Origin of the sequence: Halolamina sediminis, from assembly GCF_001282785.1 — an archaeon.
GTDB lineage: Archaea > Halobacteriota > Halobacteria > Halobacteriales > Haloferacaceae > Halolamina > Halolamina sediminis.
On the sequence record NZ_CVUA01000001.1, the window covers coordinates 2,331,712 to 2,357,220 of the forward strand.

Here is a 25,509-nt window from a genome sequence, read left to right on the forward strand (position 1 = left end):
CAGGCGTGGCGTCGTAGCCGGGGTATGAACTCGGTCAGCCTCTCCCGGGAGATCGCGGCGCCGCCGGAGGCGGTCCGCGAGCGGATGGACGACCTCGGACCGTTCATGCGCGCCGCGGCGTTCGACGAGGTGGTCGTCGAGGGCGACCGCATCGAGCTGGAGAACGGTGTCGGGATCGCGACGGTCGAACTCTCGCTCGAACTGATCGACGAGCCCGGCGCCGCGCTCGCGTACCGCCAGCGCGAGGGGGTCTTCGAGGAGATGGTGACGCGGTACACGCTCGAAGCGACCGACGCCGGCACCCAAGTCACCGCCGAGACGGAGTTCGCGATCGACGTGGCGCTGGTCGGGAAGCTGCTGGACGCGACGGTGATCGAGCGCCAGCGTCGCCGGGAACTGGAGCAGCAGTTCGACTGGCTCGAACGCGAGTTCGGCGGTCAGACCGAGTAGGTCGCGCCCAGTTCGGGCGCCGACGCGTCGTAGCCGTCCGCGCGGAGTTCCTCGGCGAACGCCACACAGCGGTCGCCGTGGTTCACGAGGATCGCCGCGTCGTCGTAGCTGTCGAGAAACCGCCGCAAGCCGCCGTGGTCGGCGTGGGCGGAGAAGTCGTACGCCTCGACCTGCGCACTGACGGGCATCACCCGCCCGTCGATCTCCGCCCGCCCCGTCTCCAGCAGTTCACGACCGGGCGTCCCCTCGACCTGATAGCCAGTCAGCGTGAGTTTGTTCACGGGGTTCGCCCGGATCTCGGGGATGTACGTCATCGCCGGGCCGCCGGAGAGCATCCCGCTCGTGGTGACGATCGCGGCGGGCTGGTCGGCGATCCGCTTGCGCTGTCCATCCCGGCCCGTCACGAACCGCGCGTGGGATTTCGCCCGCTGGAGCGCGTCGGCGTCCCGGACGTATTCGGGGTACTGCCGCAGCATCTCGGTCACCTCCTTCCCCATCCCGTCGACGTAGCAGGGGATGTCGTGGGCCGCACAGACGAGCAGCAGCTCCTGCGTCCGCCCGATCGCGAACGCCGGGACGACGACCGTTCCGCCCTCCCACAGCGTCGTCTTGACGCTCTGGACGAAGCGGTGCTCGACGGTCGCCCGGGGGTCGTGGTCCACGTCCGAGTAGGTGCTCTCACACAGCACCACGTCGGCGTCCGGTCGCGCAGCCGATCCCGCGACGAGGCGCTGGCCGACCGGCGGCTCGCCGGCGTCGAACCCAGCGGGCGGGTCGGCGGCCTCGACTTCGTCGACGTGGAAGTCGGCGGTGTAGAGCAGTCGAGTCTCCCCATCGTCGACGAGCACGTGTGCACTCCCCGGAATGTGGCCCGCGTTGTAGAACGTCACCTCGTACCCCGCGGCCTCGAAGGACTCGTGGTAGCCGTGGGTTTCGGACACCTCGGTCACCCGCTTCACGTCGTTCTCGGTGAACGGGCAGTGCGGCGACTGCCCGTGGAGCTTCAGCGTGTCGCGGGCGAGCGTGAGCGCCAGTTCCCGCGTCGGCGGCGTCCAGTGGATCGGCGGCCGGTTCGACCCCGAGAGCAGCGCGGGGATCGTGCCGACGTGGTCGAGGTGGCCGTGGGAGACGACGACGGCGTCGGGGTCGGGCGTCCCGACGGGGTACTGCGGCGGCTCGGCGGTCAGCAGGCCGAAGTCGAGCAGCAGCGAGTCGTCGACGAGCACGGCGCTGCGGCCGACCTCGCCGGCGCCGCCGAGGAAGCGTAGCTGCATTCGGTCGCAGTCGGCGCTGCCGGGGTTTCCGTCCGTCGGTTCGGGAGTCGGGAGAACTCACTCCGCATCCGGATACCGCCGCACCGCGAACCCCTCGTAGCCGGCGTAGGCCAGCGAGAGCACGCCCATCCACCAGTTCCAGCGGTCGGCGGGCGAGCCATCGGGCGCGTCCGCGAGCTCGTCGACGACGAGCTCGACCGTGAGCGCCCGCCCGCTGTCACGCCGGTACCGCCCCGCAGCCGCGAGATCGGCGGCCTGCCGGGCGACGGTGCGCCGTTCGGGCTCGGTGCCGCCGAACCGGGCGAGTGCATCGGCGAGCGCTGCCGGATCGAGCGCGTCGTCGCTCGCCGTGTCGTCGGTCATCGTCCCCGCTCGGTGCCGCCGTCGACGCCGACGGGCGGGAGCGCGCGGTCGAGTGCCATCGTGGGAGGGAGGCGGTGACGGGGCAAAACGGTTCGGGCGGCGCTGGCGGACTGAAGCGGCTGAGAGGAGTAAGCCCCCTTCTGTTTCGACCCGGCATTCGGCTGAGCACCCGCGCCCTGCCGTCTCCGGCCGTCCGGACTACCTTCGGGCACGGGCTTGCACCGGCGAGGGTTCGCCGTTCCATCCGTTCCTGCCCGTCAACGCGCCGGTCCGGGAGGACCGACACGCCGCCCTCGGTGGGTTAGCTCCCTTCCCTTGCGGGTCAGTTCGCACACGTCACGGGTCGGGGCAGGGGGTCTCGTTTCTGTTCCAGAGCCAGCCGTCTCCGGCTCCGGGCTTGCGCCCGGTCGCCCGTCCGGACGGTGGGGGGACTTTCCTCACGCCCCTTGCTCGCGGGCCGGGGCGCGGGAACCGGGCTCTCTCTGCCGGTTCGTGGTACGCGAGTGGCGGGGTTAAGCGGTTCGGTGGGAGCCACGAACGAGAGCAGAAGGGAGGGGGGAGGGGACGAAGAGGGGGCGTCAGTAGGGGGAGCCACGTCAGCGGGGACGAGGAACGACGGGGGCTCAGAGCGCGGAGAGGGTCACGTCGCCGGTACTCGTCTCAACCCGGAGCGTCGGGCCGCCGTCGCCGAGCGTTCCCGAGGCGGAACTCTCGGTCCGCGTACCGTCCCCCAGCGAGAGCCCCTCGACGGTCACGTCGCCGACGCTGGTCTGCACCTCGAGTTCGGCGTCGAGCTCCGGGGAGAGCACGGCGTCGACGTCGCCAGTCGAGCTCTCGAACGCCGTGTCGCCGTCGATCGCCGCCACGACCAGATCGAGGTCGCCCACGTCGGTCCGTACGTCACCGATCGCCGACGCGCCCTCGATACGCACGTCGCCGGTGCTGGCTTCGGCAGTGACGGCGCCGTCCACGTTCTCGATCGTCACGTCCCCGACCGAGGAGTCGACGGCGAGATCGCCCGTCACGTCCTCGACCCGGACGTCGCCGACGCTGGCGGCGAGTTCGGCGACACGGAGCGAGCGCGGGACGCGGATCGTGAGGTCCATCGTCGGCGTCCCGCCGAGCAGGGAGCTGTCGCCGGTGTAGCGGGTCACGAGCGTGAGCCGGCCGTCCTCGCGCTCGACCGCGAGATCGAGCTTCGAGAGGTCGCCGCCGACGGAGCTCGACTGCTTGAGCATCTCGACGGCGAGGTCGTCGCGCTCCTCGCCGCGGACGGTCACGTCGCCGACCCGGGCGTCGATGGCGAGCGCCGTGGCGCCGTCGGTTGGGATGGTTCGGTCGTCCTCGAGGCGCTTGCCGACGAACGGCGTCGCGCCGGTGCAGCCGGCGAGCCCGGCCACGAGGGCCGCGCCGACACCGCCGAGCAGTCGTCGTCTGGTAGGGCTTCGGGTCACACCTCGACAGTCGGGGCCGTCCCACTTCAACCGTCTTCGCCGACTGTCGAGCCGTCAAGCCGGCGAAAGCTATATGTGTCAGTTCTCTCACCGTCAGCCCTCGTCGGCGAACGCGGCGCCGGCGACGACCGCCGACAGGCGCCCGAGCAGGTCCGCAGCGAACAGCGTGCCGAAGGCGACGGCGACGCCGCCGGCAGCCGCGGCGAGCGCTCGGGGGAACGTGTCGATCGCCACGACGCCGGCGCCGTAGTTCACGACGAGCGTCTCGCCGTAGCCGAGCGGCGCGAGCAGGAGTTCGATCGAGAGCCCCGCGCCGACCGCGAACAGGAGGAACGCGAGCAGCCCCAGTAACGAGCGCCAGCCCAGGTAGAGCCCGGCGACCCACGCGTCCCGGCGGAACACGAGTTCGGTCAGCGCGTCGACGGCGCCGCCGTCGGTGTCGGGGAAGCGTGGTCCCGGCGCGTCGGTGCCGAGAGTGACGTTCGTGAGCCACAGGTCGGCCCGAGCGAGCGCCAGTACCAGCAGGAGCGTGGCGACGAACGCGACCGGGCCCGCGAGCGTGACGGCGAGCCCGAGCGTCAGCGAGGCCGCCACGGTCAGGGCGACGAAGTACGCCAGCCCCAGCGGGGCCGCCAAGAGGAGGTAGCCGAGTCGGCGGTACGTCTCGCTGTCGAACGGTGCGTCGAGCCCCGGTAGGAGGCCGGTAGCCGTACTGTCAGTCGTCATTCGGGGATCACCACACCCGGGGCGAGTCACGCCGGAAGGGTTTACCCCCAGTTCGGTTCGGCGAACCGCCAAGTCGGCGAAACGCTCAAGTGGGAATCAGGTCCCTTCGAGCGAGTACAGCACCGCGAGCAAGCCCGCGATGTTCGCGAGCAGCACCGCGAGCAGCGTCGCCGCGTCCGAGAGCGCGAACAGCGGGCCAGCGCCGTAGGTGAGGAAGAACGGGACGACCGCGATACAGGCCACTCCGATCGCGAGGAAGCGCATCGCCCGGCTGTCGTTGCGGCGGTACCCCCGATGGGCCAGCCACGCGACGACGCTGCCCGCGGCCGCGGTCGCCGCGGAGGCCACCACCAGCAGCGTGGCGGCGTCAACCACGGTCGAACACCACCGTGAGCACGATCAGGAGGCCGGCGAGCTGGCTCGTCGTCGCCGCCAGCGCGCGCGTCGTCGCCGACACGTCGCCGACGTTCGTCAACACGAGACGGAGCACGAACGGCACCGTCGTGAGCAGGATCAGGCCGACGAGCAGCCCCAGCATCGGCCGGCCGCCGCCGCGGCGGTAGCCGCGGTAGAGCCGCGCGGCGACCGCCAGCGAGAGCACCGTCGCGACCAGCAGCGCGAGCAGCGCAGCGAGAACGACGGCCGGCGACCCGCCGGTGGCCGCCTGCAGCGGGGGCGACGCCGGGGACGTGGTGAGTGGAAGCGTCATTTGAATCCCTCGTACAGCCGGGTGAAGCGGTCTGCGGGCTCCTCCTCCTCGACGTAGTCGACGTCGATCTCGTACCCCTCGGCGCGGACGTGGACGTGGACCGCATCCAGCACCACGTGGTACTCCTTGTAGTGGTGACCGCCGGGGTCCAGCCGCTGCTCGTCGGTCAGCAGCCCCGCGGCCTCGAGGCGCTCGACCCGCCGATAGATCGTGGAGGGGTCGGCGTCGCAGGCGTCGCTGAGCGCCTCGACGGACTTGGGCCCCTCGCGGGTCTCCGCGAGGATCGTCCGGACGTAGTCGTCCCCGAGGAGGTCGACCACGTCCTCGCCGCCGTCGCTCATCGGGTGGGTTGTGGAGGTCCCGGTCGAAATATCCACGGGGTACGCACGGGCAGCAGTTCGCGGGGGAGCGATAAACCGACCGAGGCCGAGTTGTCGAGCCGGCAGATCGACCCGAACCCTTATTCCGGCACGCACGCCAGCATCTGCCGAGATGCCCTCCGCTACGGCACTACCGGCGCGTGACGGCCGGCTACGGTCGTTCCTCGCCGCCCCCCTCCGACCCCAGACGTACCTGAACCTCGCGTACCTCGTGCTGGCGTTCCCGTTGGGGCTGCTGTACGTCGTCTACGTGAGCGTCGGCGTCGGGCTCGGGGTGGGGCTCTCGTTCGTCCTCGTCGGAATCCCCCTGCTTGCCGCCGTGGTCGCCGGCTCGCTGGTCGTCGCGGCGTTCGAACGACGGCTCACCGCGTGGCTGCTCGGCGTCGACGTGCCCGCGGGGCCGTCGCCGGCGGGGGAGAGCCGCTGGGCGCGGCTGCGCTCGCTCGCGACCGAGCCCGGGACGTACGCACCGCTGCTGTACCTCCCGCTCAAGTTCGTCGTCGGCACCGTCGCGTTCGTCGTCCTGATGAACGCGCTCGTGACCGGCGTCGCGCTGCTATCGGTGCCGCTGCACTACGGCGAGCCCGGACTGTACGTCGGGCTGGTGACGGACCGCCCGGTCGAACTTCACCCCGCACTCCACTTCGGCTGGAACCGCCTACTCGTCGGGTTCGAGGCAGTCGTGACGATCGAGGCGTGGCGAGTCCGGACGCTGCCGGGGGCGCTCGCCGCCGCCGGCGTGGGGGCGCTCCTGCTGCTGGTCGGCCTCGCGTTCACGAACTGGCTCGCGGGCGCCTACGGGCGGCTGACCGCCCGACTGCTCGCCCGGACGTACGACCCGCTGTCGCTGCTCGGGAGCGACTGACGGCTCACCACGCCGCTTCCAGCACCTCTTCGATCTCCGCGACCGACGGCTGCACGGGCGCCTCCGCGAACAGTCCGTCGTCGTGGATGATCGCCGCGACGTCCGGGAGGTCAGCCTGCGTGAGCCCCTCGATCTCGCGGAGTTCGCTGGGGAGGCCGAGATCGTCGCTGACGCCGGCGACGGCGCCGACGACCGCTTCCGCGAGTTCGTCGTCGTCCATCGAGGGCTCGGCGACTCCCAGCGCCTCCGCGAGCAGCTCCCGCCGGCCGTCGACCTCCGAGAACACGTACCGCAGGACGTGTGGCGCGAGCACGCCGTGGACCGTCCCCTGGTGGGCGTCGTAATCGTTCGAGAAGCCGTGGCCGAACGCGTGGATGATCGAGGCGCGGTAGGCGCCGGGGGTGGAGATCCCGTACTGCGCGGCGATCACGCCCGCGACCGCGTCGTCGAACGTCGCGGGGTCGGGATCGGTCTCGGGCAGCGCGGCGAAGCCGGACTGCATCAGCGAGAGCGCCCGACTCGCGGTGCCGTCGGTGATCGGCGTCGCGTGGGGCGAGTAGAGACACTCGACGGCCTTGTCGAACCCGTTCATCGCCGACGCCGTGAGCACCGAGCGCGGCGTCGTCTCGAACAGCTCGGGGTCGTAACACAGCGCGGTCGGCATCAGCCGGCGGTCGCTCACGCCGCCGCTGGGGATCTCGCTGGGGTCGGCGTCCCGGTCGAGTGAGAGGCCGACGCCCCCGATCACCGAGAGATCCGCACCCGCAAGCGTCGTCGGCACCGCGATCACGGGCGTCGGCCGGCCGTCGTCGGCGACGGGGACCGAGCCGGAATCGAGCGCGTGCTCGGCGGCCGCGGCGGGGTCGGCGTAGCTGCCGAGCGCGCTCGCGACCTTCGCGGTGTCGAGGCTGGAGCCGCTGCCGACGGCGACGATGGCTTCGGCGCCGGTGTCGCGCACCTCGCGGGCGGCAGCGAGCGCGGCGCCGAGCGTCTTGGCGGGGGTGGTCCCGTCGAACACGCCGGCCAGCGCGTCGCCGAGGCCGGCCTCGACTGGCGCCATCACGTCGGGGTTGGCGCCCACGTTCTCGCCGGTGACCACCAAGGCGGACGCGAGCCCGCGGGCCGCGAGCAGGTCGCCCAGATCGTCGGCGCCGCCGCGGCCAAAGCGGATCTCGCCGGGGTCGTAGTCGAGGGTGAACTGTCGATCGTCCATACCGACCGGTCGACGCGGACCCACATCAAGCCGACTGCTCCGGCATCAGTCGGCGTGGACGCGCTCGGCCAGTCGCAGCACGCGGTCGCGCAGCGTCGCGGCGTCGGGCGCGAGCAGTCGGACCATCGGCTCCTTGCCGTGGGCGCCGTCGTCGACGATCGCATCGGGGGCGTCGCCGTCCCGCCGAGTCAGCACGCGCTCGGCGACCCAGTCCATCGTGCCACTCGCGCCGGCGGGTTCCTCGGTTCGGTCGGCCGTCGCGACCCGGAGCTGCTCCTCGGCGGCCGCACGAACCGCGTCGCTCGCCCGGACGTTGCAGGCCGCCGTCACGCTCCGGTCGTGCTCGCGAACGCCGAGCAGGAGCCGCGCGACGTGGCTCGACGCGCCCAGCGCGACGCCGCCGGGCGCGCGGACGCCGCCCGGGACGCGCGTGAGTCGCCCCTCGGTGGCCGCCACGTCGGCGGGTTCGGTCGCCGTCTCGGGGGCGACGGCGACGCTCGTCCCGACCTCCGGGATCAGCGGGGCCACCGCCGAGGTTTCGAACGCCCGGACCGTCTCCCGCACTGTGGCGAGCGCGTCGGGCGCGTCGGCACGCGCACGGACGCCGGCGAGGTGGTGGACCGGCCCGGTTCCCGCGCCGAGATCGAGGCCGTGTCGGATCGCGCGGTCGAGGAGGACCTCCGCGTTCGCAACCGCCGCGGGGAGGTCGAACCCGCACGCGAGATCGGCCGCGATCGCCGCCGAGAGCGTACAGCCGCTGCCGTGGCTGTTCGCGTCCGGAACGCGCGGTGAGCGGAACTCTCTGACTTCCTCGCCGACGAGCACGTCGACCACCTCGTCGCCCGGAAGGTGGCCGCCCGTCACGAGCGCCGCGTCGGCACCCAGCTCCCGGAGCGCGTTGCCGGCCTCACGAGCGCTCTCGGGGTCCTCGACGGTGATCCCGGTCAGGAGCTCCGCCTCGACCGCGTTGGGCGTCACCAGCGTCGCCGCCGGAACGAGCTCTTCCCGGATCACGTCCTCGCCGTCCGCAGAGAGCAGGCGGTCGCCGGCCTGCGCGACGACGACGGGGTCGACGACGAGCGGGAACTCGGCGTCTCGGAGTTCCTCGGCCGCCGCCGCAGCCACCGCGGCGTCCGCGAGCATCCCGGTCTTGGCCGCGTCGACGCCGAGGTCGTCCGCGACCGCGCGGATCTGCTCGCGGACGAGTTCGGGGTCGGTTCGCTCGCTCGCTCGGACGCCCGTGGTGTTCTGGGCGGTGAGCGCGGTGATCGCCGAGGCGCCGAACGCGCCGCGGGCCTCGATCGTCTTCAGGTCCGCTTGCACGCCGGCGCCGCCGCCGCTGTCGGAGCCGGCGACGGTGAGCGCGACGGGTCGACCCATCAGTCGTCGGCCGGGCCGGGCTGTGTGCTGGGCATCCCGACGCTCGGCGCGTCGTGGCCGAGTTCGTCGATCGCGACCTGCGCGGCCTTCTTCCCGGAGAGCAGCATCGCACCGAACGTCGGCCCCATCCGTGTCAGCCCGTGGGTCGTCGCGGTTGCGAGCCCCGTGGTGATGAGGCCATCGTGGATCTTCCCGGTCTGCTCGACGACCGCGTCCTCGCTCTCGCCGACCCACATGGAGTCGTGGCCCGGCGAGTCGTGGCCGGGAGCGCCGTACTCGCCGTCGGCGGAGGTGTCCATGCCGGCCTCGCCGGTCTCCTCGATCCCCGCGGCGTCGATCACGCCGCGCTCGTGGAGCTTGGAGACCACGACCGCCTCGTGGCCAGTACCGTCGATCACGAGGTCGGTCTCGACCGCGACGGGGTCGACGCAGGTGAGCTCTCGGGGGAGCGAGTGGACTGGCGTCCAGTTGAGTACGACGCCCGACACCTCGTGGTCCTCGCGGACGACCACGTCGGTGAACTCCGTCATGTTCTGGATCCGCGCGCCGGCGTCGCAAGCCGCCTTGATCAGCGCCGAACTCGCGTGGGGCGCGGTTGCGACGTGGAGCCCCTCGACCTCGTCGGTCTCCTCGTAGGGGACGCCGAGTTCGTCGAGCACCTCGTGGGCGGGCTCCCTGACGGTGAGCTTGTTCATCAGGAACCCCCCCAGCCAGAAGCCGCCGCCGAGGTAGTTGTTCTTCTCGACGACAGTCACGTCGACGCCGCGATCGGCGAGCTCCTTCGCCGCGACCAGCCCCGAGGGGCCGCCGCCGACGACCACCACCTCGCTGTCGGTGAACTCCATGAACTCGTCGTGCCACTCGTCGGCGATCGCGCGGGTGACCTGTGCCTCGCTCGCGTCGCTGAACCCGTCGAAGGACATGCGATTACTACGTGGTACTACCTAGTAGTTAAGCGTTGCGTCCCCCGGCGAGCGGTCCAGTCCGGCGCGTCGGTCACGGAGCGCTTAGGAACCCCCCGACGGTACGTCCACGCGATGAGTCGCGACACGGACGGGCGATGGCCCGTCACGTTCACCGTCGACGGCGCGTGGGAGGGGTTCCGTCGCTGTCTCCCCGTCGCCGCAGGCGTCGGCGGCTACGGGCTCGTGTTCGGCGTCGTCGCGCGACAGTCCGGGCTGAGCGTCGCGGAGGCGGCGCTCATGAGCGCGACCGTGTTCGCGGGGGCGGCCCAGCTGATCGCCGTCGAGCTCTGGGCCGACCCGATCCCGATCGTCGCGGTGCTGACGACGACCGCGGTGGTCAACGCCCGGTACGTGCTGATGGGGGCGGCACTGCGGCCGTGGTTCGCCCGGCTTCGGCCTGCCCACGCCTACGGGAGCATGTTCTTCCTGATCGACGAGACGTGGGCGCTGACGATGGGCGAGCTCAGCGAGGGGAGCGGCCGCGGGGCGTTCATGCTCGGTAGCGGCGTCGCCGTCTGGCTGTTCTGGGTCGCCGCGACGGTCGTCGGCGCGAGCGTCGGCGCCGCGATCGGCGACCCCAGCCGGTACGGCCTCGACTTCGTGCTGCCCGCGATCTTCGTCGCGATCGCAGTCGGACTCTGGGACGGGAAGTCGACGCTGCTGCCGTGGGGCGTCGCGTTCCTCGTCGCGGTCGTGACCGCCGACGCCCTGCCCGGACGGTGGTACATCCTCGCTGGCGGGGTCGCGGGCAGCCTCGTGGAGGTGGTCCGTGTCGGCCGTTGATCCGACGGTCGTCGCCGTCGTGGCCGCGATGGCGGTGCTAACTTATCTCACCAAGGCCGGCGGCTTCTGGCTGCTCGGCCACGTCGACACCTCCGAGCGGGTCGACGCCGCGCTCTCGGTGCTGCCCGGCGCGGTCGTCGTCTCGATCGTCGCGCCGGAACTGTTGAACGGCGGGCCGAGCGCGTGGCTCGGCGCGGCGGCGGTGGTACTGCTCACCCGGAAGACGGGGAGCCTGCTCGCCGCGCTGGTCGGCGGGATGGGCGTCCTGCTCGCGGTTCGGGCGGTGCTCTAAGCGGGATCGTGGACCTCCTCGAGCGCGTCGACGGTCGGCGCGTTCACGATCCGAACGGTCCGGCCCTCGCGCGTCACGCGGAACGCGTCCGCGAAGGACCCCTCGGGCACGCGGTAGATGCCCTCGCCATCGGCCGTCGCGTTTAGCGACTCGGTGAGCAGCCCGCGGTAGGCACGGGCGAACTGCCGGGCATCGCGCTCGCTCTCCCAACGCGTCTGCAGCACGTAGCCGTCCGCATCCGGATCGTCACTGTCCGCATCGAAGTACGGCACCAGCGTGTCGCCCGCCCAGCCCGCAGTCGCGGGGTGGGAGTAGTTGTACGCTGAGTAGGGGCCGGGGTCGCTCGACAGCGTCCCGCGGTCGATCGCACGCTGCTGCCACAGCATCGCGAACAGCGTCGCCTCGCCCACCGTGGTCGGACTCGCCCGGTCGAACGCCGCAGTCGAGCGGTCGGGAACGATCACGCTCGCCGGGCGGTCCGCGGGGTAGTCCTCGGGGTGGATCAGCTGCTCGCTCGACCGGGGCGGCCGGACGTAGAGGTCGTTCACGGCCGCCCAGCCGCCGCGCTGGTGAGCCCGGTGGACGAACGTCGGGCCCTCGCTGTACGGCGCGTAGACGGTGAGGTACAGCCCCAAGTTCCGGTCGGCGATGCCGCCCGCGCTGCTGCTCGCCGGGCGGTCGATGCAGTCCCACTGCTCCCCGCAGCGCTGCTCGTACCGTGCCTCGACGTAGCTGGCGTCGCCCTCGACGACGCCGGTGTGGGCCATTCCCTCGTCCGGGCCGGCGGCGCCGCCGAGCAGCGAGAGCCGCTGGTCCTGGAGGGCGTGGACGAGTTCGTGGGCCAGCGTCGTCCGGTCGACTGTCGGCGTCTCGTTGGCGCTCACGATCACGATCCGATCCGCGGCCGAAGAGTAGTACCCCAACACGGAGCCACCGTAGATCTCGGCGAACGCGCCGCCGACGGTGCGGTCCTCGCCGACGAGCATCGCCGCCTCGTAGCGCTGTTCGCGGGCGCGCTCGGCGGGCGTGTCCACGGTCGTGTCACGGCTCGACCCGTTCAGATACTCCTCGCGGGAGATCACCTCGACGGGCACCGTCTCCCGGAACTCCAGCCGGCGGATGACCTCGACGCGGGCCATCGTCCGGGCGACGACGGCGTCGAGTTCGGACTCGTTCAGCCCGTCGCTCGCGTCGACGGTGAGGTCGTCGGTCGCGGCGTAGCCGTTCTCCACGCCCAATCGGTCGCCGCCGGGCGACGGCGACGGCGCCGCCGGCGCCGCACAGCCGGCCAACACCAGACAGCAGACGACAGCGAAAAGCCGGAGGTTCACAACCGAAGCTCCGCCGGCGAACGGAAAAGAGCTATCGCCGGCGGAACAGCAGCGCGGCGCCGAGCAGGGCGAGCAGCGCGGTGACCGCCGAGAATCCCGGCGACTCGGCCGTGACGGACGGCTCGGTTACGGTGTCGGCGGTGGTCTCGGTCGACGGTGCCGCCGTCGCGGTCGGCCCGACCGTCGGCGTCGGCGTCTCGGCCCCCGCGTCGACCGAGCCGTGCACCTCGCTCAGCTCCCCGACGGAGGGGGCGTTCACGATCGTCACCGTGTCGCCCGCGACAGTGACGTGGAACGCGTCGGCGAACGAACCGTCGGCGATCCGGTACGTGTCCTCGCTGACCTGCTCAGCGCCCCAGTACGTTAGCAGCTCCTCGTAGGCGTCACGGAACTCGATCGCCTCCGCGTCGCTGTCCCAGACGAGCCGCCAGACGTAGCCGCCCTCGCCGGCGTCGTTCTGATAGAAATGCATCCGGTCGCCGTCCCAGCCGGCGGCGGCGTCGAACCCGTAGTTCAGTGGGTCGAACCGGCTGACTTCACCGGAGTCAGTGAGGTTGAGCCACTGTTGGTTGGGGTTCTGGATCACCGAGTACCCTCGTGGGCGATCGCCCGCGTACCACGGGTAGACGAACATCGAGGCGACGCCGGCCTGCCCCACCTCGGCGTAGTCGAGGCGGCTCTCCGGGCGGATCCGCTCCCAGTTCTCCCCGTGCTCGTCGGCGAGTTCGACGTGAGTCGGCGGGTCGGTGCCGTAGCGCTCGGGGTGGATCACCTGCTCGGCGCTCTGGGGCGGGGCGTCGTAGAGCTCGTTGACCGCGTCCCAGCCGCCCTCCCGCTTCTGCTCGGCGATGAAGGCCGGCCCGTCGCTGTAGGGCTGGTAGTTCAGGAAGTAGACACCCATGTTCGGCGGCCCACCGCCACCGCCGCCGCTGGCCTCGGGACTGAGGCAGCTGCCGTTCCAGCTTCCCCCCTCACCACAGCGCTGCTGGTAGCGGTACTGGACGTAGTTCGCGTCGCCCTCGATCAGCCCACTGTTGGCGTTGGCGCCGTCGCGGGTTTGACTACTGAAGTTCCCGAGATCGAACTTCTGGTCCTGCAGCGCGTGGATGAGCTCGTGGCCGAGGGTGAGCTCGTCGACCTGGAGGGTGGTCTCGTTGTCGGTGACGAGCACGATCGAGTCCGCGGCGGGGCTGTAGTAGCCGCCGACGGTCGCGCCGCGGTTGGACTCCTGAACGTCGAGCGAGCCCTCGTCCTCGCCGATCAGGAACAGCGCCTCGAACTTCGTGTTGTCGAACGATCGGAACGCCTCGCTGTAGGAGCGGTTGCCCGAGGAGTTCGCGAACGCCGAGCGCGAGATGATCTCGACGGGCACGGTCTCGTTGAACTCCAGCCCGCGGATCACTTCGACGCGGGCCATCGCCCGCGCGACCGTGGCGTTGAGCTCCGCCTGCGTCAGCCCGTCGCTCTGGTTCACGTCGATGCTCTCGTTGTGCCAGTAGCCGTTCTCCCAGCCGATCCGGTCGGTCTCGGGATCCGGCGGGGCGCTTTCGTTGGTCGGTTCCGACTGTTCCGTCGCCGCGACGCCGCTGACAGCGGCGTCGGCGCCTGCGGGCGCCGCAGCCGCGAGGGGGGCGAACCCGGCGAGGACCACCAGCGTGACAGCGAGGACCGTCGGGAGTCGTCGCATAGCCCGACATGGGGATGCCCACGCAAAAAGACCCCGGCGAGGGAACTAAGACGGCGACGGCCCATCGCCCGCCGTGTACGATCCAGACAGCACCGCGGTCGTCGTCGTCGACATGCAGCACGGGTTCTGTCACTCCGACGGGAGCCTGTTCGCGCCCGCCAGCGAGTCGGCGATCGAGCCCGTGACCGAGCTCGTCACCCGCGCTCGCGACGCCGGCGCGAGCGTCGTCTACACGAAGGACACCCACCCCGAGGAACAGTTCGACGGGAACCACTACTACGACGAGTTCGAGCGCTGGGGCGAACACGTCGTCGAAGGGACGTGGGACGCCGAACTCCACGACGACCTCGATGTGCGCGAGGACGACTACGTGGTCGAGAAACACACCTACGACGCGTTCTACCGGACGGGGCTGGAGGGCTACCTCGACACCCACGGCATCGACGACCTGCTCATCTGCGGCACGCTCGCGAACGTCTGCGTGCTTCACACCGCCGGCAGCGCCGGCCTGCGGGACTACAAGCCCGTGATCGTCGAGGACGCACTGGGGTACATCGAAGAGAGCCACAAGGAGTACACCGTCGAACACGCCGACTGGCTGTTCGGCGAAGTGACCGAACGCGACGACGTGGCGTTCGCGTAACGAACGCTGAGTCCTCGCCCGGGTTCTACCGGAACAGCCGGTAGGAGGGCTGCCCGGTCGCGACCAGCCGTTCCTCCCCTTCCTCGACGCCCCAGTCGACGTCATCGTCGCCGTGTTCCGGCACCGTACTGACCACGTCGACGCGGCTGACGCCGATCGTGGAGCCGGCCCGGACCACGTCCGCGGTCGCGTGCAGGTCGCCGGTCGCCCGCCGGAGGTAGTTCACGTTCAGGCTCACCGTCGCCACGTCGACCGCCAGCGGGTCCTCGGCGGCGAGTCTGAGCGCCAACCCGCCCGCGGTGTCGATCAGCGTCGCCGCGACGCCGCCGTGGATGGTGGGTTTCGACGCGAGGTTGGTGAGCTTCTCGTCGAACGGCACCGTGAGCCCGATCCGGCCGCGCTCGACGGTGTCGACCTCGGTTCCCAGCCACGAGAGGTAGCCGTGCTCCTCCTCGATCGCGTAGCGGAGGAACTCGGCGGCCTCGTCGCGCAGCGGCGGAACGTCGCTCATACTCCCGCTGGGGGCCCGCCCACCAAGTAGCCGCGGGGTTCGGGGCGATCGAAGAACACGGTCGGGCTGCGCGGGCGCCGGGCCTACCCCAGTCGGATCGACGACTCGGCCGGCTCGACGGCTACCCGCACCTCGTCGCCGACGGCGAAGCCGTGGCCCTCGTGGAAGACGATCTTCGCGCCGAAATCACCGAGCGACGCAAACAGCGAGAGCCCCGTCGCGCGCTCGGTTCGGTCCGCCCCACGGACCTCGACCGCCACGTCGCCCCACACCACGTCCGCACCGCCACCGTCCCGCGGCGTCGCCGCCCCGACCTCGGATCCGAGCACCGAGAGCGAGCCTTCGGGCCGGCCGTCCACGCCGTAGGCGCCGCCGCCGGAGTAGTGTGCGAGCCCGCCGTCGAGCGGCGTCCCGTCGTCGGCCGCGATCGTCGCCCAGCGCCCCGGCTCGGGGTGGGCCGGCGCGTCGAGCCTGACGAACGTCTGCCCGGTCTCGACGACCGTGCCGGTGCCGTCCCACGACGCGCCCGTGATCGGCACGTCGGGCACGACGGGGAGCGAGCCCGACGCCCGGTAGGGGTTCGCGTCGGCGGGGCGGAAGCCGAGGTGGAGGTGGTCGTCGACCCAGCGGCCGAAGAAGCCCGAGCGAACCGTCTCGCCCAGCGAGTCGCCGGCGTCGAGCCAGTCCCCGGCCGAGACCGCGGGATCGACGTGGAGAATCCGGGCGAACAGCTCTGAGCCACGGCCGCCGGCCCAGTCGTCGGCCACCTCCAGCACGATCAGGTGGTCGTGATCGACCGCGTACGGGCGATCCGGGCACGCGACCGTCCGCGTGTCGACTACCTCGCCGGACAGCGGCGCGGGCGCCGTGCCGTCGTCGGGGTAGAGGTCGACCGCGCAGCCGCGATCGTGGGCGGGGTAGGGTGAGTTGTAGCAGGAGAAGCGCGCGTAGCGGGCGAGCAGCGCGTCGGGAAGCGGGACGGGGGACCCACTCGCCGACTGGTCCGCGGGCATACCCGAGGGGTCGCGACGGCCACGCTTAGGTACGTCGGAGCCGGAGTTCCCCCATGCGCGTGATCCGCGGGCGGGCGGCGACACCCGACACCGATCGGGCGGCCACCCGGAAGCTGCTGGATGCGGTCGCCGACTCGGGGACGCCGGCCGTCCGGGCGTGGACCCCCCACCGCCAGCTGGCGTTCGGCCGGCGCGACGCGAACGAAACCGGGTACGAGGCCGCCCGGGCCGCCGCACGGGAACGCGGGTTCCCCCCGGTCGAGCGCTCCGTGGGCGGGCGGGCAGTCGCCTATACGGGCACGACCGTCGCGTTCGCCTCGCTCGAACCGGTCGAGGACAGCCGATCGGGACTGACCGATCGCTACGAGGCCGCCGTCGACACCGTCGTAGCGGCGCTCTCCTCGCTGGGCGTCGACGCCGAACGCGGCGAGCCGCCGGACTCGTTCTGCCCGGGCGACTACTCGGTACAGGCACCGTGTTCGACCGGAAACGGTGAGCGAGCCGGGAAACTAGCGGGGATCGCCCAGCGCGTGACCGCCGGTGCGGCGATGGTCTCAGGAGTGGTGACCGTCGCCGACCGCGAGGAGATCGCGGAGGTGCTCGATCCGGTGTACGACGCGCTCGGCGTGCCGTTCGACCCGAAATCCGTGGGGAGCGTCGCCGCTGCAGGCGGGCCGAACGACCCCGATCGCGTGGCTCGGGCGCTGGAGGATGCGATCGTCGACGGTCGACCGACCACGGTCGAACGGCTCGTCGACACCGATGCGGGCCGGGAAACTTAGGGCGGGGCCACACCCAGTGGACGTATGCGCATCACCGGCGCCGAACTCCCCGACGGCCGCGTCCGGGACGTTCGGACCGACGAGGGCCGCATCGCCGAGATCGAGGACTCCCTCCACTCGCTGCCCGACGAGGAGACCGTCGACGCCGACGGGCTGACGCTCCTCCCGGGCGCCATCGACGCCCACGTCCACTTCCGCCAGCCCGGCCACGGCCACAAGGAGACGTGGGCGAGGGGGAGTCGCTCGGCCGCGGCGGGCGGCGTCACCACCGTCGTCGATCAGCCCAACACCTCGCCGCCGACCGTCGACGGCGCGGCGTTCGACGAGAAGGCGGAGTTCGCCGAGAACGCGGCGGTCAACTACGGAATCAACGGTGGCGTGAACGACGAGTGGGTGCCCGAGACGCTGCTCGCAAGGCCGGTGTTCGCGCTGGGAGAGGTGTTTCTGGCGGACTCCACGGGCGAGATGGGGATCGACGAGGGTCTGTTCGAGGACGCGCTCGCTGCGGCTGCCGACGCCGGGATCCCCGTCACCGTCCACGCCGAGGACGCCGATCGGTTCGACGAGTCGGCCTTCGGCACCGACGCCGGCGGGACCGGACGGAACGCCGACGCCGACCTGTGGAGCCAGTACCGTACCGCCGAGGCCGAGATCGCGGCAGTCGAGGCCGCCTGCGAGGCCGCTGGCGAGGCGGGCGTCGAGATCCACGTCGCCCACACGTCGACGCCCGAGGCGGCCGACCACGCCGCCGAGGCGGGGATGACGACCGAGGTCTCCCCGCACCACCTGCTGCTCTCCCGCGACGACCTCGACGAACTGGGCACGTTCGGGCGGATGAACCCACCGCTCCGGAGCGAGGCCCGCCGCGAGGCGCTGTACGAACGGGTCGCCGACGGCACCGTCGACCTGATCGCGACCGACCACGCGCCGCACACGACCGAAGAGAAGGAGGCCGGCCTCTGGGACGCCCCCTCCGGCGTCCCGGGCGTCGAGACGATGCTCCCGCTGCTGCTCGCGGAGGTCCGCGACGGGGGGCTCACCCTCGAACGCGTCCGGGATCTCGTCGCCGCCAACCCCGCCGAACGGTTCGGGCTGGCCGAGAAGGGCCGGGTCGAAGTGGGGTACGACGCCGACCTGACACTGGTCGACCTCGACGATCCCGAGCCGATCCGGGCCGACGCACTCCACACGAAATGCGACTGGACCCCCTTCGAGGGCCGCGAGGCGGTGTTCCCCGAACTCACGATCGTCGACGGCGAAACCGTCTACGACGGCCGCGCCGGCGATCGGTTCACCGTGGGAGTCGGGACGAACGTTCGGACGTAGCGGACGCGGTGCGTGCTGACCGTCGGAACGTGATTCTCGCGTTCGAGGCTACCCGCCCGAGAGCGGCGGCGCCGTCCCGGCTGTGACGGTCTCGCAAGGCAAGCTTTACATGGAGGTTCAAGTAAATTAGAACGATGCCCGAATGCCAGAACTGCAGTTCGTTCGTCACGCGGCGGTACGTCCGGGTGTTCACTCCCGAGGGACAGGAGACGCCTCGGGTCTGTCCCTCCTGTGAGGACAAGATCAGGGACGGCAGCGACGTGCGCGCCGCGCGTTCGACGCGAGGGAACTAAGCGGTAGACGGGTCTTTTCGACGGTCGGACCGCGGTCGCGGGGAACGCCCCGCGGCAGTCGGTCGGCGAAAACGGGAAGCGCAGTCAGTAGCTCCGCTCTTTGGGCTCGTAGGTCTTGGCCTCGCCCTCCAGCATCGCCGGCTTGTACCAGAGGCCGGGGCTGCCGTCGTTCCAGGACAGCATCGTGTGCTTGAGCCACTCGTCGTCCTTGCGCTCCTGGTGCTCCTTGCGCCAGTGGGCGCCGCGGAACTCGTCGCGGGCCAGCGCGCCGACGGTGATCGCCTCGGCCACGTCGAGCAGGTTCCGCGTCTCGATCGTGTGGATCAGGTCGGTGTTGTACGTCCGTGAGGGGTCCTCGACGGTGACGTGCTGGTAGTCCTGCCGGGCCTCACGGATGTCCGCCAGCGCCTCTTTCAGCGCGCCCTCCTCGCGGAACACGTTCACGTTCTCGGTCATCGTCTCCTGGAGCTCCGAGCGGACCTCGGCGTGGTTGATCCCCTCCTCCTTCTCGAGCAGGTAGTGGACCCGGGTGCGCTCGGCCTGCACCGCCTGTTCGACGATGCCGTCGGCGTCCGCCGCGTCGACGCCGGGGTCGCTGTCGCCGGACGGCGACGTTGCGCCGCCGTCCGCGAGTGCGCCCTTCGCCGAGGAGGGGAGGTCGGCCTCGCCCAGCGGGACGGGCGAGACGTTCTCGCCCTCCTCGCTGTCCTCGTCCCAGCCGGTGGTGATCTTCGGCTCCTCGTCGACGGCGCCTGCCGCGTGCCGGCCCGCGCGGGCGCCGAACACCGCGAGTTCGGGCAGCGCGTTGCCGCCGAGGCGGTTGGCCCCGTGGACCGACGCACACGCACACTCGCCGACGGCGTACAGCCCGCCGACGCAGGTCGAGCCCCACTCGTCGGTCTCGATGCCGCCCATCGCGTAGTGCTGGCCGGGCTTGACGGGCATCGGCTCCTCCAGCCCGTCGACGCCCTCGAAGTCCTCCGCGAGGTGGAGGATGTTCTCCAGCCGGTCGAGGATGCGGTCCTCGCCGAGGTGGCGCATGTCGAGGTGGACGTACTCGTCCTCGATCCCGCGGCCGTTGTTGACCTCGTTGAGTTCGGCACGGGAGACCACGTCACGCGAGGCGAGCTCGCCGTCGTTGTTGGCGTAGCCGCCCTCGAACATGAACCGCTCGCCCTCGCTGTTGTAGAGGATCCCACCCTCGCCGCGGACCCCCTCGGAGATGAGCACACCCGTCGACGGCAGCGTCGTCGGGTGGAACTGGATCATCTCCATGTCCTCGATGGGGACGCCGGCGCGGTAGGCCATCGCGACGCCGTCGCCCGTGTTGGCGATGGCGTTAGTGGTGTGGTCGTACACCTGGCCGAGCCCGCCGGTCGCGAGGATCACGCCGTCGCGGGCGCGGAACCCCTCGATCTCGCCGCGCTTGATGTCGTAGGCGACGACGCCGTGACAGTCACGCTCCTCGGGTTCGTCCTCGTCGGACACCGCGAGCCGGGTGACGTACCACTCGTCGTACACCTCGATCCCGCGTTTGACCACCTGCTCGTACATCGTGTGGAGCATGTGGTGGCCGGTCTCGGCGCCGGCGTAGGTGGTGCGGGGGAACGAGAGGCCGCCGAACGGCCGCTGGGAGACCTGGCCGTCCTCGTCGCGGGAGAAGGCCATTCCCCAGTTCTCCAGCTGGATCGTCTCTTTCGGACTCTCGCGGGTCAGCGCCTCCACCGCGGGGGCGTCGCCGAGGTAGTCCGATCCCTTCATCGTGTCGTAGGCGTGGTCGCGCCAGTCGTCGCCCTCACGGAGCGCCGCGTTGATGCCGCCCTCCGCCGCGCCCGTGTGCGAACGGACGGGGTGGAGCTTGGTCACCATCGCCACGTCCGCGCCGTTCTCCTGTGCGGCGATCGCCGCACGGAGTCCGGCGCCGCCGGCACCGACCACGATGACGTCGTACTCTCTCATGTTACCAGAACTTCAGGTTCGATTTGACTGCCTCCCGCTTGAGCTCCTGAATGTGCTCGGTCAGCGGGATGTCTTTCGGACAGACGTTGGTACACGAGAACTGGGTCTGACAGCGCCAGACGCCGTTCTCCTGTTCGATCAGCTCCATGCGGTGCTCCTGCATCCCCTCGCCCTCCCGCTCGTCCATCGCGAAGCGGTAGGCCTTGTTGATCGCCGCCGGGCCGAGGTACTCGTTGTCGTCGGCTGCGATGTTGCAGGAGGACATGCAGGCGCCACACCAGATACACCGGGTGGACATCTTGATCTTCTCCCGGTTCTCCGGAGTCTGGTGCTGCTCTTCAAGTTCGTCCTCCGGCGTCTCGTCGGTCTGGAAGTACGGCTCCACGGCCTCCATCTGGTCGTAGAAGTGCTCCATGTCGACGACGAGGTCTTTCACCACGTCCTGGTGGGGGAGCGGTTCGACGCGGACCACGTCGCCGTCGAGATCCGCGATCTGGGTCTGACAGCCGAGGCGCTGGCGGCCGTTGATGAACAGCGCGTCGGAGCCACAGACCGCCTGCCGGCAGGAGTGCCGGAACGTGAGCGAGGAGTCGTACGTGTCCCGGGCCGCGATCAGCGCGTCGAGCACGGTCATCCCCTTCTCGAAGGGGATCTGGAACGTGTCGAAGCGCGGTTCGGCCTTCTCCTCGACCTCGGGGTCGTAGCGGAACACCTTCAGCGTGACCGCGTTCTCGCCCAGGTCGGGCGCCTCCTCGGCTTCGGCCAGCTCGCGCTCGGCGGCGCGGTTGGCCTTCTCCGCGCGGCGGCGCTCGCCGGGAGTCCGTTCCGGCTCGGGCTCCGGTTCGGGAGTCGATTCGGCCTCGTCGTCGGTTTCGGGTGGTTCGGTTTGCGTGCTCATAGTTAGAACAGGTTGGTCCAGACGAGCGCGGTTCGCAGCCCTTGGACGATCAGCACGAGGCTGGCGACCACCAGCACCGCCGTGATCGCGGTCTGCTTCCAGCCGTCAACGCCGTCGCGGTGGACGAGCGTGTTGTGAATCCCGTTGACGCCGTGGAACGTCGCCGTCAGCAGGAACAGCACCATCAGCGAGAAGTACGTCCACGTGCTCATCCGGGCGGACGTGCCGGCGAACGTCACGTCGGCGGCGTGGTTCACGAAGTGGAGGAGGAAGAAGTGGAACGCGAGCACGACGACGAGGAACGCCGCCGTGACCCGCTGGAGCAGCCACTTCGTCCCGGAGCGGTCGAACGAGGAGTAGTGTTCCGCCATCTCAGAACACCCCCGAGAGGAAGGTCGGGACGCTGGCGACGGTGATCGCGCCCGTGATCACCAGCGACGCGTAGAAGCTCTCCTCCTGTGCCTCCAGGCCCTTTCCGAGGTCGATGAACAGCAGCCGGACCCCGTTGAGGATGTGGAACACCGCCACCGCGAGCAGGCCCACCTCCAGCAGGCGCACGATGGCGAGGCTCTCGAGCCCGACGATGGTGTCGTTGTACATCCCCGGGTTCTGGAGCGCCGTCGAGAGCACGGCGATGTGTGTGAAGAGGTAGCCGACGAGGACCCAACCGGTGAACTTGTGAAACAGCCACGCCCACATGCCGGCGGTGAACGAGCGCCACCGCCCGAAGTCCTCGACAGTTCCCCGATCGTACGACTGACTCATGTAACAGGATCACTCGGTTCGCGGAGGGTATAGAACTTACCGTCTCGGTGACGCCAGCCGCCGAACGTATTCCCCGTCGGCTGTCGATATCTCCCCGACGCGTCGATTTAGAACGGCTCCGAGACGAACCCCAGCCCCATCACGACCGCCGAGAACACGGGCAGGTAGGTGTACCGCTCGACGCGTTTCTCGTGGCGTTCGTACCCCGCGATCACCGTCAGCGCGTACATCAGCTCCAGACAGCGGTGATCGTGGCGGGGTTCGATTTACTGCTTTCGCGACCGCGACAGTCGTTCGACCCACCGCTTCCGCGACAGCAACTCGATCGTTGACCACTTGCGACCGCACTGCCCCGCACAGCCCACAGACCTCCCCAGCCGACTCACTCGTTCGCTCCGCTCACTCGCTCATCCCTCGCGCTCGGTTCGCGCACGGAGGCGCGAACGCTTCGCGCCACCACAGTTGCGGTGCGGTGGCGGTGGACGCCTCGCGGCCGTCGACGAGAGCGAAGCTCTCGTCTGCCAATCAGAAATCTCCGATTTCTGATGACGCCGACCGTCGGCGGCCGCGGGGGGTGGGGACTCGGGGCTACGCCGTTCCCGGGAGCGAAGCTCTCGTCTGCCATCGAGGGACTCCGTCCCTCGGGCACCCGGAAGCCGTCGGCTTCCGGTGACAATCAGAAATCTCCGGTTTCTGATGACGGACCTCGTGTCCGGCGCGTTGCGGTCGCAAGGTGCCAACGGTCGAGTTACTGTCGCGGTTGCCGTAATCGACGATCGAACTGCCGTTGCTGTCGCGCTCTCACCAACCGAATGCCACTGCTACCGCCGCACCGATCCCGAGAAAGTCAACCACGAATCGGCGGCCACACCGTTCACGTCGCTCCGTGCCGAACGCCCACGCATGGACCTCACAGACCGCGTCGCCGTGGTCACCGGCGGCGCCAGCGGGATCGGCCGCGAGACAGCCATCTCGATGGCCGAGCGCGGCGCCGACGTGGTGATCGCCGACGTGCGCGAGGCGCCGCGGATCCCGGACTCGGCGGGCGGCGCCGAGGACCCGCGCCCGACACACGAGTACATCGACGACGAGACCGACCGCGAGGGCTACTTCGTCGAGTGCGACGTTCGCAAGCGAGAGGACATCCGTGTCGCCGTCGAAGCCGCCGAGAGCCTGGGCGGGATCGACGTGATGGTGAACAACGCCGGCGTGTTCCGAACCATCCCGTTCGCGGAGATCAGCGAGGAGGAGTACGACCGGATGATGGAGATCAACGCCAAGGGCGTGTTCTTCGGCACGCAGGTCGCCGCCGCGGCGATGGACGAGGGGGCGGTGGTCAACCTCGCCTCGATCGCGGCGCTGCACGGCACCGGGAACCATCCCGTCTACTCGGCGTCGAAGGCCGCGGTCCAGAACCTCACGAAGTCGATGGCCGACGCACTCGGGCCGGAGCTCCGGGTGAACTGCGTGCTCCCGGGCGTGATCGACACCGCGATGACCCGGGAGGACGTGCCGACCGTCGGGGGCCAGCGTGCCGAGCGCTACGAGGACGAGATCCCGCTGGCGCGCTTCGGCGACCCGGACGACGTGGCCGACGCGATCTGCTTTCTCGCGAGCGACGCCGCGAGCTACGTCTCCGGTGCAGGGCTGCCGGTCGACGGCGGACTGAGCGCGGTCTGACGGCCACCACGCCCAAACCGCTCGGCGGGCTATCCCCGGGCGATGAGCCTCCAGCAGGCGTTCCACGACCTCGTGACGCTCGAACTGGTGCTCGCGTGGCTCGCGGTCTCCCTCGCGTCGGTCGGGGTGCTCTGGATCGACCTCCGCCGGAACAACCAGACCCTCTCGTCGATGATGAAGCTCGTCTGGACGCTCACAGTGCTCTACTCTGCGGTGCTCGGGCTGGCCGTATACTGGTACAGCGGCCGAAGACAGATCCCCGAGGACAGCTTCCTGCGCCGCGGGATGCGCTCGACCGCCCACTGCTACTCCGGCTGCGGGGTGGGCGAGGTGCTCGGCGTCACGCTCGCGGCGGGGATCCTCCTGTTGAGCACGCTCGGCGTCGCCGCCACCACGTTCGCGTTCGCCTACACGTTCGGGGTGGCGTTCACCGTCGGCCCGCTGCTGCAGGAGGGCGTCGGACCCCGGGAGGCGATCTCGGACGCGGTGTACAGCGAGTCCGGCAGCATCGTCGCGATGGAGACCGTCGCGATCGGCTCGGACATCTACCTCGCCGGCGAGGCGACGATGGGCGAGCCGGTGTTCTGGGCGTCGCTTTCGGTGTCGCTCTCGCTGGGCTTTCTCGCGGCCTACCCGATCAACCTGGGGCTGCTCCGGCTCGGGGTGAAGGAGGGGATGGCCGACCCCTCCGAAATGTGACCGAGCGCGTTCGCGGAGGTGAGCATCGGTCGGTGGGCCAAAGACCCCCGCGCCCCTACTCCGGACCATGCACGACACGGAGCGGATCACGCTGGCACGGCTCCCCTCGGGCGTCGAACTGGAGACGACAGTCCACACGTACGGCGACGGCGACGGGCCGACGCTGTACGTGCAGGCGGCCCAGCACGGCCGCGAGATCAACGGGAGCGAGGTGCTCCGACGACTTCACGGTGAACTGCTCGCCCACGAGGACGACTTCTCCGGCACGCTGATCGCCGTCCCCGTCGCCGACCCCATCACGTTCGACCGCGTCTCCTACACCGCGCCGGAGGCGCTGGACTCGGTGAACGCGAACATGAACCGCTGCTGGCCCGGCGACGAGGACGGCAGCCTCCACGAGCGCATGGCGGCGACACTGTGGGAGTACGCCGGCGACGCCGACGCCATCGTCGACCTCCACACCGGCGGGAAGGAGATGCTGAGCCACACCGTCTACCTGAAGGGTGACGCCGAGTGCCGCGCACTCGCGGAGGCGTTCGGGCACGACCTGCTGCTCGCGGAGGCCGCGGGTGAGGACGCCGACGCGGAGTGGACCGACCGGAACTTCGGCGGCAAACTCCGGGTCGCGGCCACACAGCAGGGAATCCCGACGATCACGCCCGAACTCGCCCACAACACCGAACTGGTCGAGGACGCCATCGACGCCGGCGTCGCGGGGATGCTCGACACGCTCCGCCACCTCGACATGCTGCCGGGAGAGTCGGCCCCGACGAACGCCACGATCGCGCGGAACCACCTCGGTCGAGTGAAGGCCGACGACTCCGGGCTGTTCCACGTCGACGGCGACGTCGAACTCGGCGACTACGTGGAGCCGGGCGACCACGTCGGCGCCGTCCACGATCCCACGAGCTACGAGGTGCTGCAGGAGGTGACCGTCGACCGCGAGGGGATCGTCTACTCGCTGGAGCGGGAGGCGACCGTGACCGCGGGGTCGACGCTGGTCGGCGTCGCGCTACTGCTGGAGGAGTAGCGACCGAAACCGACTTCCGGGGTTGCGAGGAATCACGG

Annotated in this window: 30 protein-coding genes and 1 other RNA gene; 11 read left to right on the plus strand and 20 right to left on the minus strand. The window is 70.5% G+C overall.

All coding sequences use genetic code 11. The features are described 5' to 3' along the window. Nucleotides 1-24 precede the first annotated feature (24 nt). Nucleotides 25-450 carry an SRPBCC family protein gene (locus BN1959_RS11725; protein WP_053948830.1) on the plus strand — a complete coding sequence of 142 codons (426 nt, stop codon included), beginning with the start codon at nucleotides 25-27 and terminating at the stop codon, nucleotides 448-450. Here BN1959_RS11725 and BN1959_RS11730 read toward each other — a convergent pair. The 8 genes from BN1959_RS11730 to BN1959_RS11760 form a co-directional block, all read right to left on the minus strand. Further along, nucleotides 438-1,724: an MBL fold metallo-hydrolase gene (locus BN1959_RS11730; RefSeq protein WP_053948831.1), complete on the minus strand. Its 1,287-nt coding sequence runs from the start codon at nucleotides 1,722-1,724 to the stop codon at nucleotides 438-440. The genes BN1959_RS11725 and BN1959_RS11730 overlap by 13 nt on opposite strands. A 57-nt stretch (nucleotides 1,725-1,781) precedes the next feature. After that, a complete protein-coding gene (locus BN1959_RS11735; protein ID WP_053948832.1) occupies nucleotides 1,782-2,087 on the minus strand; it encodes a hypothetical protein in 306 nt (101 codons plus the stop codon). Nucleotides 2,088-2,204: 117 nt separating this feature from the next. After that, nucleotides 2,205-2,574, minus strand: an RNA gene (gene rnpB / locus BN1959_RS14250) — RNase P RNA component. 136 nt (nucleotides 2,575-2,710) lie between these two features. Continuing rightward, on the minus strand, nucleotides 2,711-3,541 hold the full coding sequence (locus BN1959_RS11740) for a DUF4097 family beta strand repeat-containing protein (RefSeq protein WP_202594679.1): 831 nt from the start codon (nucleotides 3,539-3,541) through the stop codon (nucleotides 2,711-2,713). A gap of 93 nt (nucleotides 3,542-3,634) precedes the next feature. Beyond that, a complete protein-coding gene (locus BN1959_RS11745) occupies nucleotides 3,635-4,267 on the minus strand; it encodes a sensor domain-containing protein (RefSeq protein ID WP_053948834.1) in 633 nt (210 codons plus the stop codon). Nucleotides 4,268-4,363: 96 nt separating this feature from the next. After that, the gene (locus BN1959_RS11750; RefSeq protein WP_053948835.1) at nucleotides 4,364-4,642 is read right to left on the minus strand and encodes a DUF7521 family protein; all 279 of its coding nucleotides are present in this window, start codon (nucleotides 4,640-4,642) and stop codon (nucleotides 4,364-4,366) included. Beyond that, a complete protein-coding gene (locus tag BN1959_RS11755) occupies nucleotides 4,635-4,976 on the minus strand; it encodes a hypothetical protein (protein ID WP_053948836.1) in 342 nt (113 codons plus the stop codon). The genes BN1959_RS11750 and BN1959_RS11755 overlap by 8 nt, the downstream gene beginning before the upstream one ends. Then, a complete protein-coding gene (locus tag BN1959_RS11760; protein WP_053948837.1) occupies nucleotides 4,973-5,317 on the minus strand; it encodes a helix-turn-helix domain-containing protein in 345 nt (114 codons plus the stop codon). Before BN1959_RS11760 ends, BN1959_RS11755 begins: the two co-directional genes overlap by 4 nt. 151 nt (nucleotides 5,318-5,468) lie before the next feature. On the opposite strand from BN1959_RS11760, the gene BN1959_RS11765 reads away from it, so the two are divergent. Next, nucleotides 5,469-6,221, plus strand: coding sequence for a sensor domain-containing protein (locus BN1959_RS11765; RefSeq protein ID WP_053948838.1), 753 nt, complete (start codon nucleotides 5,469-5,471; stop codon nucleotides 6,219-6,221). Between the two features lie 4 nt (nucleotides 6,222-6,225). Here the strand turns inward: BN1959_RS11765 and BN1959_RS11770 are convergent, their stop codons facing one another. Genes BN1959_RS11770 through BN1959_RS11780 form a run of 3 tightly spaced genes read right to left on the minus strand, consistent with a single transcriptional unit; the run spans nucleotide 6,226 to nucleotide 9,737 of the window. Continuing rightward, nucleotides 6,226-7,434, minus strand: coding sequence for an iron-containing alcohol dehydrogenase family protein (locus tag BN1959_RS11770; RefSeq protein WP_053948839.1), 1,209 nt, complete (start codon nucleotides 7,432-7,434; stop codon nucleotides 6,226-6,228). Between the two features lie 45 nt (nucleotides 7,435-7,479). Next, nucleotides 7,480-8,814 (minus strand): bifunctional hydroxymethylpyrimidine kinase/phosphomethylpyrimidine kinase, encoded by a 1,335-nt coding sequence (gene thiD, locus BN1959_RS11775; protein WP_053948840.1) that lies wholly within the window; start codon nucleotides 8,812-8,814, stop codon nucleotides 7,480-7,482. Beyond that, on the minus strand, nucleotides 8,814-9,737 hold the full coding sequence (locus BN1959_RS11780; RefSeq protein WP_053948841.1) for a sulfide-dependent adenosine diphosphate thiazole synthase: 924 nt from the start codon (nucleotides 9,735-9,737) through the stop codon (nucleotides 8,814-8,816). Before BN1959_RS11780 ends, thiD begins: the two co-directional genes overlap by 1 nt. Nucleotides 9,738-9,851: 114 nt before the next feature. Here BN1959_RS11780 and BN1959_RS11785 point away from each other — a divergent pair, with 114 nt between their 5' ends. Continuing rightward, nucleotides 9,852-10,562, plus strand: a complete 711-nt coding sequence (locus tag BN1959_RS11785) for an AzlC family ABC transporter permease (protein WP_053948842.1) — start codon at nucleotides 9,852-9,854, stop codon at nucleotides 10,560-10,562. Beyond that, a complete protein-coding gene (locus BN1959_RS11790) occupies nucleotides 10,549-10,854 on the plus strand; it encodes an AzlD family protein (RefSeq protein ID WP_202594680.1) in 306 nt (101 codons plus the stop codon). The genes BN1959_RS11785 and BN1959_RS11790 overlap by 14 nt, the downstream gene beginning before the upstream one ends. On the opposite strand, the gene BN1959_RS11795 is transcribed toward BN1959_RS11790, so the two are convergent. Continuing rightward, on the minus strand, nucleotides 10,851-12,185 hold the full coding sequence (locus tag BN1959_RS11795; RefSeq protein WP_053948843.1) for an Hvo_1808 family surface protein: 1,335 nt from the start codon (nucleotides 12,183-12,185) through the stop codon (nucleotides 10,851-10,853). The genes BN1959_RS11790 and BN1959_RS11795 overlap by 4 nt on opposite strands. Nucleotides 12,186-12,216: 31 nt before the next feature. Next, a complete protein-coding gene (locus BN1959_RS11800) occupies nucleotides 12,217-13,872 on the minus strand; it encodes an Hvo_1808 family surface protein (protein ID WP_079978679.1) in 1,656 nt (551 codons plus the stop codon). Between the two features lie 73 nt (nucleotides 13,873-13,945). Between BN1959_RS11800 and BN1959_RS11805 the strand changes: the two genes are divergently transcribed. After that, nucleotides 13,946-14,515 (plus strand): cysteine hydrolase family protein, encoded by a 570-nt coding sequence (locus BN1959_RS11805; RefSeq protein WP_079978680.1) that lies wholly within the window; start codon nucleotides 13,946-13,948, stop codon nucleotides 14,513-14,515. Nucleotides 14,516-14,540: 25 nt separating this feature from the next. Here the strand turns inward: BN1959_RS11805 and BN1959_RS11810 are convergent, their stop codons facing one another. Both BN1959_RS11810 and BN1959_RS11815 read right to left on the minus strand, forming a co-directional pair. Next, nucleotides 14,541-15,026 carry a PaaI family thioesterase gene (locus BN1959_RS11810; RefSeq protein ID WP_053948844.1) on the minus strand — a complete coding sequence of 162 codons (486 nt, stop codon included), beginning with the start codon at nucleotides 15,024-15,026 and terminating at the stop codon, nucleotides 14,541-14,543. A gap of 83 nt (nucleotides 15,027-15,109) precedes the next feature. Then, nucleotides 15,110-16,039 carry a hypothetical protein gene (locus BN1959_RS11815; RefSeq protein WP_053948845.1) on the minus strand — a complete coding sequence of 310 codons (930 nt, stop codon included), beginning with the start codon at nucleotides 16,037-16,039 and terminating at the stop codon, nucleotides 15,110-15,112. A 53-nt stretch (nucleotides 16,040-16,092) separates the two neighbouring features. Here BN1959_RS11815 and BN1959_RS11820 point away from each other — a divergent pair, with 53 nt between their 5' ends. From BN1959_RS11820 to BN1959_RS15095, 3 genes are all read left to right on the plus strand, one after another. After that, on the plus strand, nucleotides 16,093-16,821 hold the full coding sequence (locus BN1959_RS11820) for a lipoyl protein ligase domain-containing protein (protein WP_053948846.1): 729 nt from the start codon (nucleotides 16,093-16,095) through the stop codon (nucleotides 16,819-16,821). 24 nt (nucleotides 16,822-16,845) lie between these two features. Continuing rightward, complete coding sequence (locus BN1959_RS11825; RefSeq protein ID WP_053948847.1) at nucleotides 16,846-18,147, plus strand: dihydroorotase; 1,302 nt, start codon at nucleotides 16,846-16,848, stop codon at nucleotides 18,145-18,147. 134 nt (nucleotides 18,148-18,281) lie between these two features. Further along, entirely contained in the window at nucleotides 18,282-18,440 is a 159-nt protein-coding gene (locus BN1959_RS15095; RefSeq protein ID WP_202594681.1) for a DUF7563 family protein, read from the plus strand. An 84-nt stretch (nucleotides 18,441-18,524) separates the two neighbouring features. On the opposite strand, the gene BN1959_RS11830 is transcribed toward BN1959_RS15095, so the two are convergent. The 5 genes from BN1959_RS11830 to BN1959_RS15375 form a co-directional block, all read right to left on the minus strand. Continuing rightward, nucleotides 18,525-20,399, minus strand: a complete 1,875-nt coding sequence (locus BN1959_RS11830) for an FAD-binding protein (RefSeq protein WP_053948848.1) — start codon at nucleotides 20,397-20,399, stop codon at nucleotides 18,525-18,527. Between the two features lies 1 nt (nucleotide 20,400). Continuing rightward, on the minus strand, nucleotides 20,401-21,297 hold the full coding sequence (locus BN1959_RS11835; RefSeq protein ID WP_053948849.1) for a succinate dehydrogenase/fumarate reductase iron-sulfur subunit: 897 nt from the start codon (nucleotides 21,295-21,297) through the stop codon (nucleotides 20,401-20,403). Between the two features lie 2 nt (nucleotides 21,298-21,299). Next, on the minus strand, nucleotides 21,300-21,668 hold the full coding sequence (locus BN1959_RS11840) for a succinate dehydrogenase (protein ID WP_053948850.1): 369 nt from the start codon (nucleotides 21,666-21,668) through the stop codon (nucleotides 21,300-21,302). A gap of 1 nt (nucleotide 21,669) precedes the next feature. Next, entirely contained in the window at nucleotides 21,670-22,062 is a 393-nt protein-coding gene (sdhC, locus tag BN1959_RS11845) for a succinate dehydrogenase, cytochrome b556 subunit (protein WP_053948851.1), read from the minus strand. Between the two features lie 107 nt (nucleotides 22,063-22,169). Further along, nucleotides 22,170-22,292, minus strand: a complete 123-nt coding sequence (locus tag BN1959_RS15375) for a hypothetical protein (RefSeq protein WP_272913574.1) — start codon at nucleotides 22,290-22,292, stop codon at nucleotides 22,170-22,172. A gap of 673 nt (nucleotides 22,293-22,965) precedes the next feature. Between BN1959_RS15375 and BN1959_RS11850 the strand changes: the two genes are divergently transcribed. The 3 genes from BN1959_RS11850 to BN1959_RS11860 all read left to right on the plus strand — a co-directional run bounded on the left by BN1959_RS11850 (nucleotide 22,966) and on the right by BN1959_RS11860 (nucleotide 25,471). Then, a complete protein-coding gene (locus BN1959_RS11850) occupies nucleotides 22,966-23,742 on the plus strand; it encodes an SDR family NAD(P)-dependent oxidoreductase (protein WP_053948852.1) in 777 nt (258 codons plus the stop codon). A gap of 42 nt (nucleotides 23,743-23,784) precedes the next feature. Further along, nucleotides 23,785-24,441 carry a DUF4396 domain-containing protein gene (locus tag BN1959_RS11855; protein ID WP_053948853.1) on the plus strand — a complete coding sequence of 219 codons (657 nt, stop codon included), beginning with the start codon at nucleotides 23,785-23,787 and terminating at the stop codon, nucleotides 24,439-24,441. A gap of 67 nt (nucleotides 24,442-24,508) precedes the next feature. Next, nucleotides 24,509-25,471, plus strand: a complete 963-nt coding sequence (locus BN1959_RS11860; RefSeq protein ID WP_053948854.1) for a succinylglutamate desuccinylase/aspartoacylase family protein — start codon at nucleotides 24,509-24,511, stop codon at nucleotides 25,469-25,471. Nucleotides 25,472-25,509 lie beyond the last annotated feature (38 nt).

What these genes read in the sequence shown, in the direction of transcription:
- BN1959_RS11830 (WP_053948848.1), bottom strand. Translation starts at nt 20,399, where the DNA reads ATGAGAGAGTACGACGTCATCGTGGTCGGTGCCGGCGGCGCCGGACTC.
- BN1959_RS11755 (WP_053948836.1), bottom strand. Translation starts at nt 4,976, where the DNA reads ATGACGCTTCCACTCACCACGTCCCCGGCGTCGCCCCCGCTGCAGGCG.
- BN1959_RS11760 (WP_053948837.1), bottom strand. Translation starts at nt 5,317, where the DNA reads ATGAGCGACGGCGGCGAGGACGTGGTCGACCTCCTCGGGGACGACTAC.
- BN1959_RS11770 (WP_053948839.1), bottom strand. Translation starts at nt 7,434, where the DNA reads ATGGACGATCGACAGTTCACCCTCGACTACGACCCCGGCGAGATCCGC.
- BN1959_RS15095 (WP_202594681.1), top strand. Translation starts at nt 18,282, where the DNA reads ATGCCCGAATGCCAGAACTGCAGTTCGTTCGTCACGCGGCGGTACGTC.
- BN1959_RS11840 (WP_053948850.1), bottom strand. Translation starts at nt 21,668, where the DNA reads ATGGCGGAACACTACTCCTCGTTCGACCGCTCCGGGACGAAGTGGCTG.
- BN1959_RS11820 (WP_053948846.1), top strand. Translation starts at nt 16,093, where the DNA reads ATGCGCGTGATCCGCGGGCGGGCGGCGACACCCGACACCGATCGGGCG.
- BN1959_RS11810 (WP_053948844.1), bottom strand. Translation starts at nt 15,026, where the DNA reads ATGAGCGACGTTCCGCCGCTGCGCGACGAGGCCGCCGAGTTCCTCCGC.
- BN1959_RS11800 (WP_079978679.1), bottom strand. Translation starts at nt 13,872, where the DNA reads ATGCGACGACTCCCGACGGTCCTCGCTGTCACGCTGGTGGTCCTCGCC.
- thiD (WP_053948840.1), bottom strand. Translation starts at nt 8,814, where the DNA reads ATGGGTCGACCCGTCGCGCTCACCGTCGCCGGCTCCGACAGCGGCGGC.
- BN1959_RS11850 (WP_053948852.1), top strand. Translation starts at nt 22,966, where the DNA reads ATGGACCTCACAGACCGCGTCGCCGTGGTCACCGGCGGCGCCAGCGGG.
- BN1959_RS11725 (WP_053948830.1), top strand. Translation starts at nt 25, where the DNA reads ATGAACTCGGTCAGCCTCTCCCGGGAGATCGCGGCGCCGCCGGAGGCG.
- BN1959_RS11745 (WP_053948834.1), bottom strand. Translation starts at nt 4,267, where the DNA reads ATGACGACTGACAGTACGGCTACCGGCCTCCTACCGGGGCTCGACGCA.
- BN1959_RS11780 (WP_053948841.1), bottom strand. Translation starts at nt 9,737, where the DNA reads ATGTCCTTCGACGGGTTCAGCGACGCGAGCGAGGCACAGGTCACCCGC.
- BN1959_RS11735 (WP_053948832.1), bottom strand. Translation starts at nt 2,087, where the DNA reads ATGACCGACGACACGGCGAGCGACGACGCGCTCGATCCGGCAGCGCTC.
- BN1959_RS11785 (WP_053948842.1), top strand. Translation starts at nt 9,852, where the DNA reads ATGAGTCGCGACACGGACGGGCGATGGCCCGTCACGTTCACCGTCGAC.
- BN1959_RS11860 (WP_053948854.1), top strand. Translation starts at nt 24,509, where the DNA reads ATGCACGACACGGAGCGGATCACGCTGGCACGGCTCCCCTCGGGCGTC.
- BN1959_RS11835 (WP_053948849.1), bottom strand. Translation starts at nt 21,297, where the DNA reads ATGAGCACGCAAACCGAACCACCCGAAACCGACGACGAGGCCGAATCG.
- BN1959_RS11765 (WP_053948838.1), top strand. Translation starts at nt 5,469, where the DNA reads ATGCCCTCCGCTACGGCACTACCGGCGCGTGACGGCCGGCTACGGTCG.
- BN1959_RS11815 (WP_053948845.1), bottom strand. Translation starts at nt 16,039, where the DNA reads ATGCCCGCGGACCAGTCGGCGAGTGGGTCCCCCGTCCCGCTTCCCGAC.
- BN1959_RS15375 (WP_272913574.1), bottom strand. Translation starts at nt 22,292, where the DNA reads ATGTACGCGCTGACGGTGATCGCGGGGTACGAACGCCACGAGAAACGC.
- sdhC (WP_053948851.1), bottom strand. Translation starts at nt 22,062, where the DNA reads ATGAGTCAGTCGTACGATCGGGGAACTGTCGAGGACTTCGGGCGGTGG.
- BN1959_RS11855 (WP_053948853.1), top strand. Translation starts at nt 23,785, where the DNA reads ATGAGCCTCCAGCAGGCGTTCCACGACCTCGTGACGCTCGAACTGGTG.
- BN1959_RS11825 (WP_053948847.1), top strand. Translation starts at nt 16,846, where the DNA reads ATGCGCATCACCGGCGCCGAACTCCCCGACGGCCGCGTCCGGGACGTT.
- BN1959_RS11730 (WP_053948831.1), bottom strand. Translation starts at nt 1,724, where the DNA reads ATGCAGCTACGCTTCCTCGGCGGCGCCGGCGAGGTCGGCCGCAGCGCC.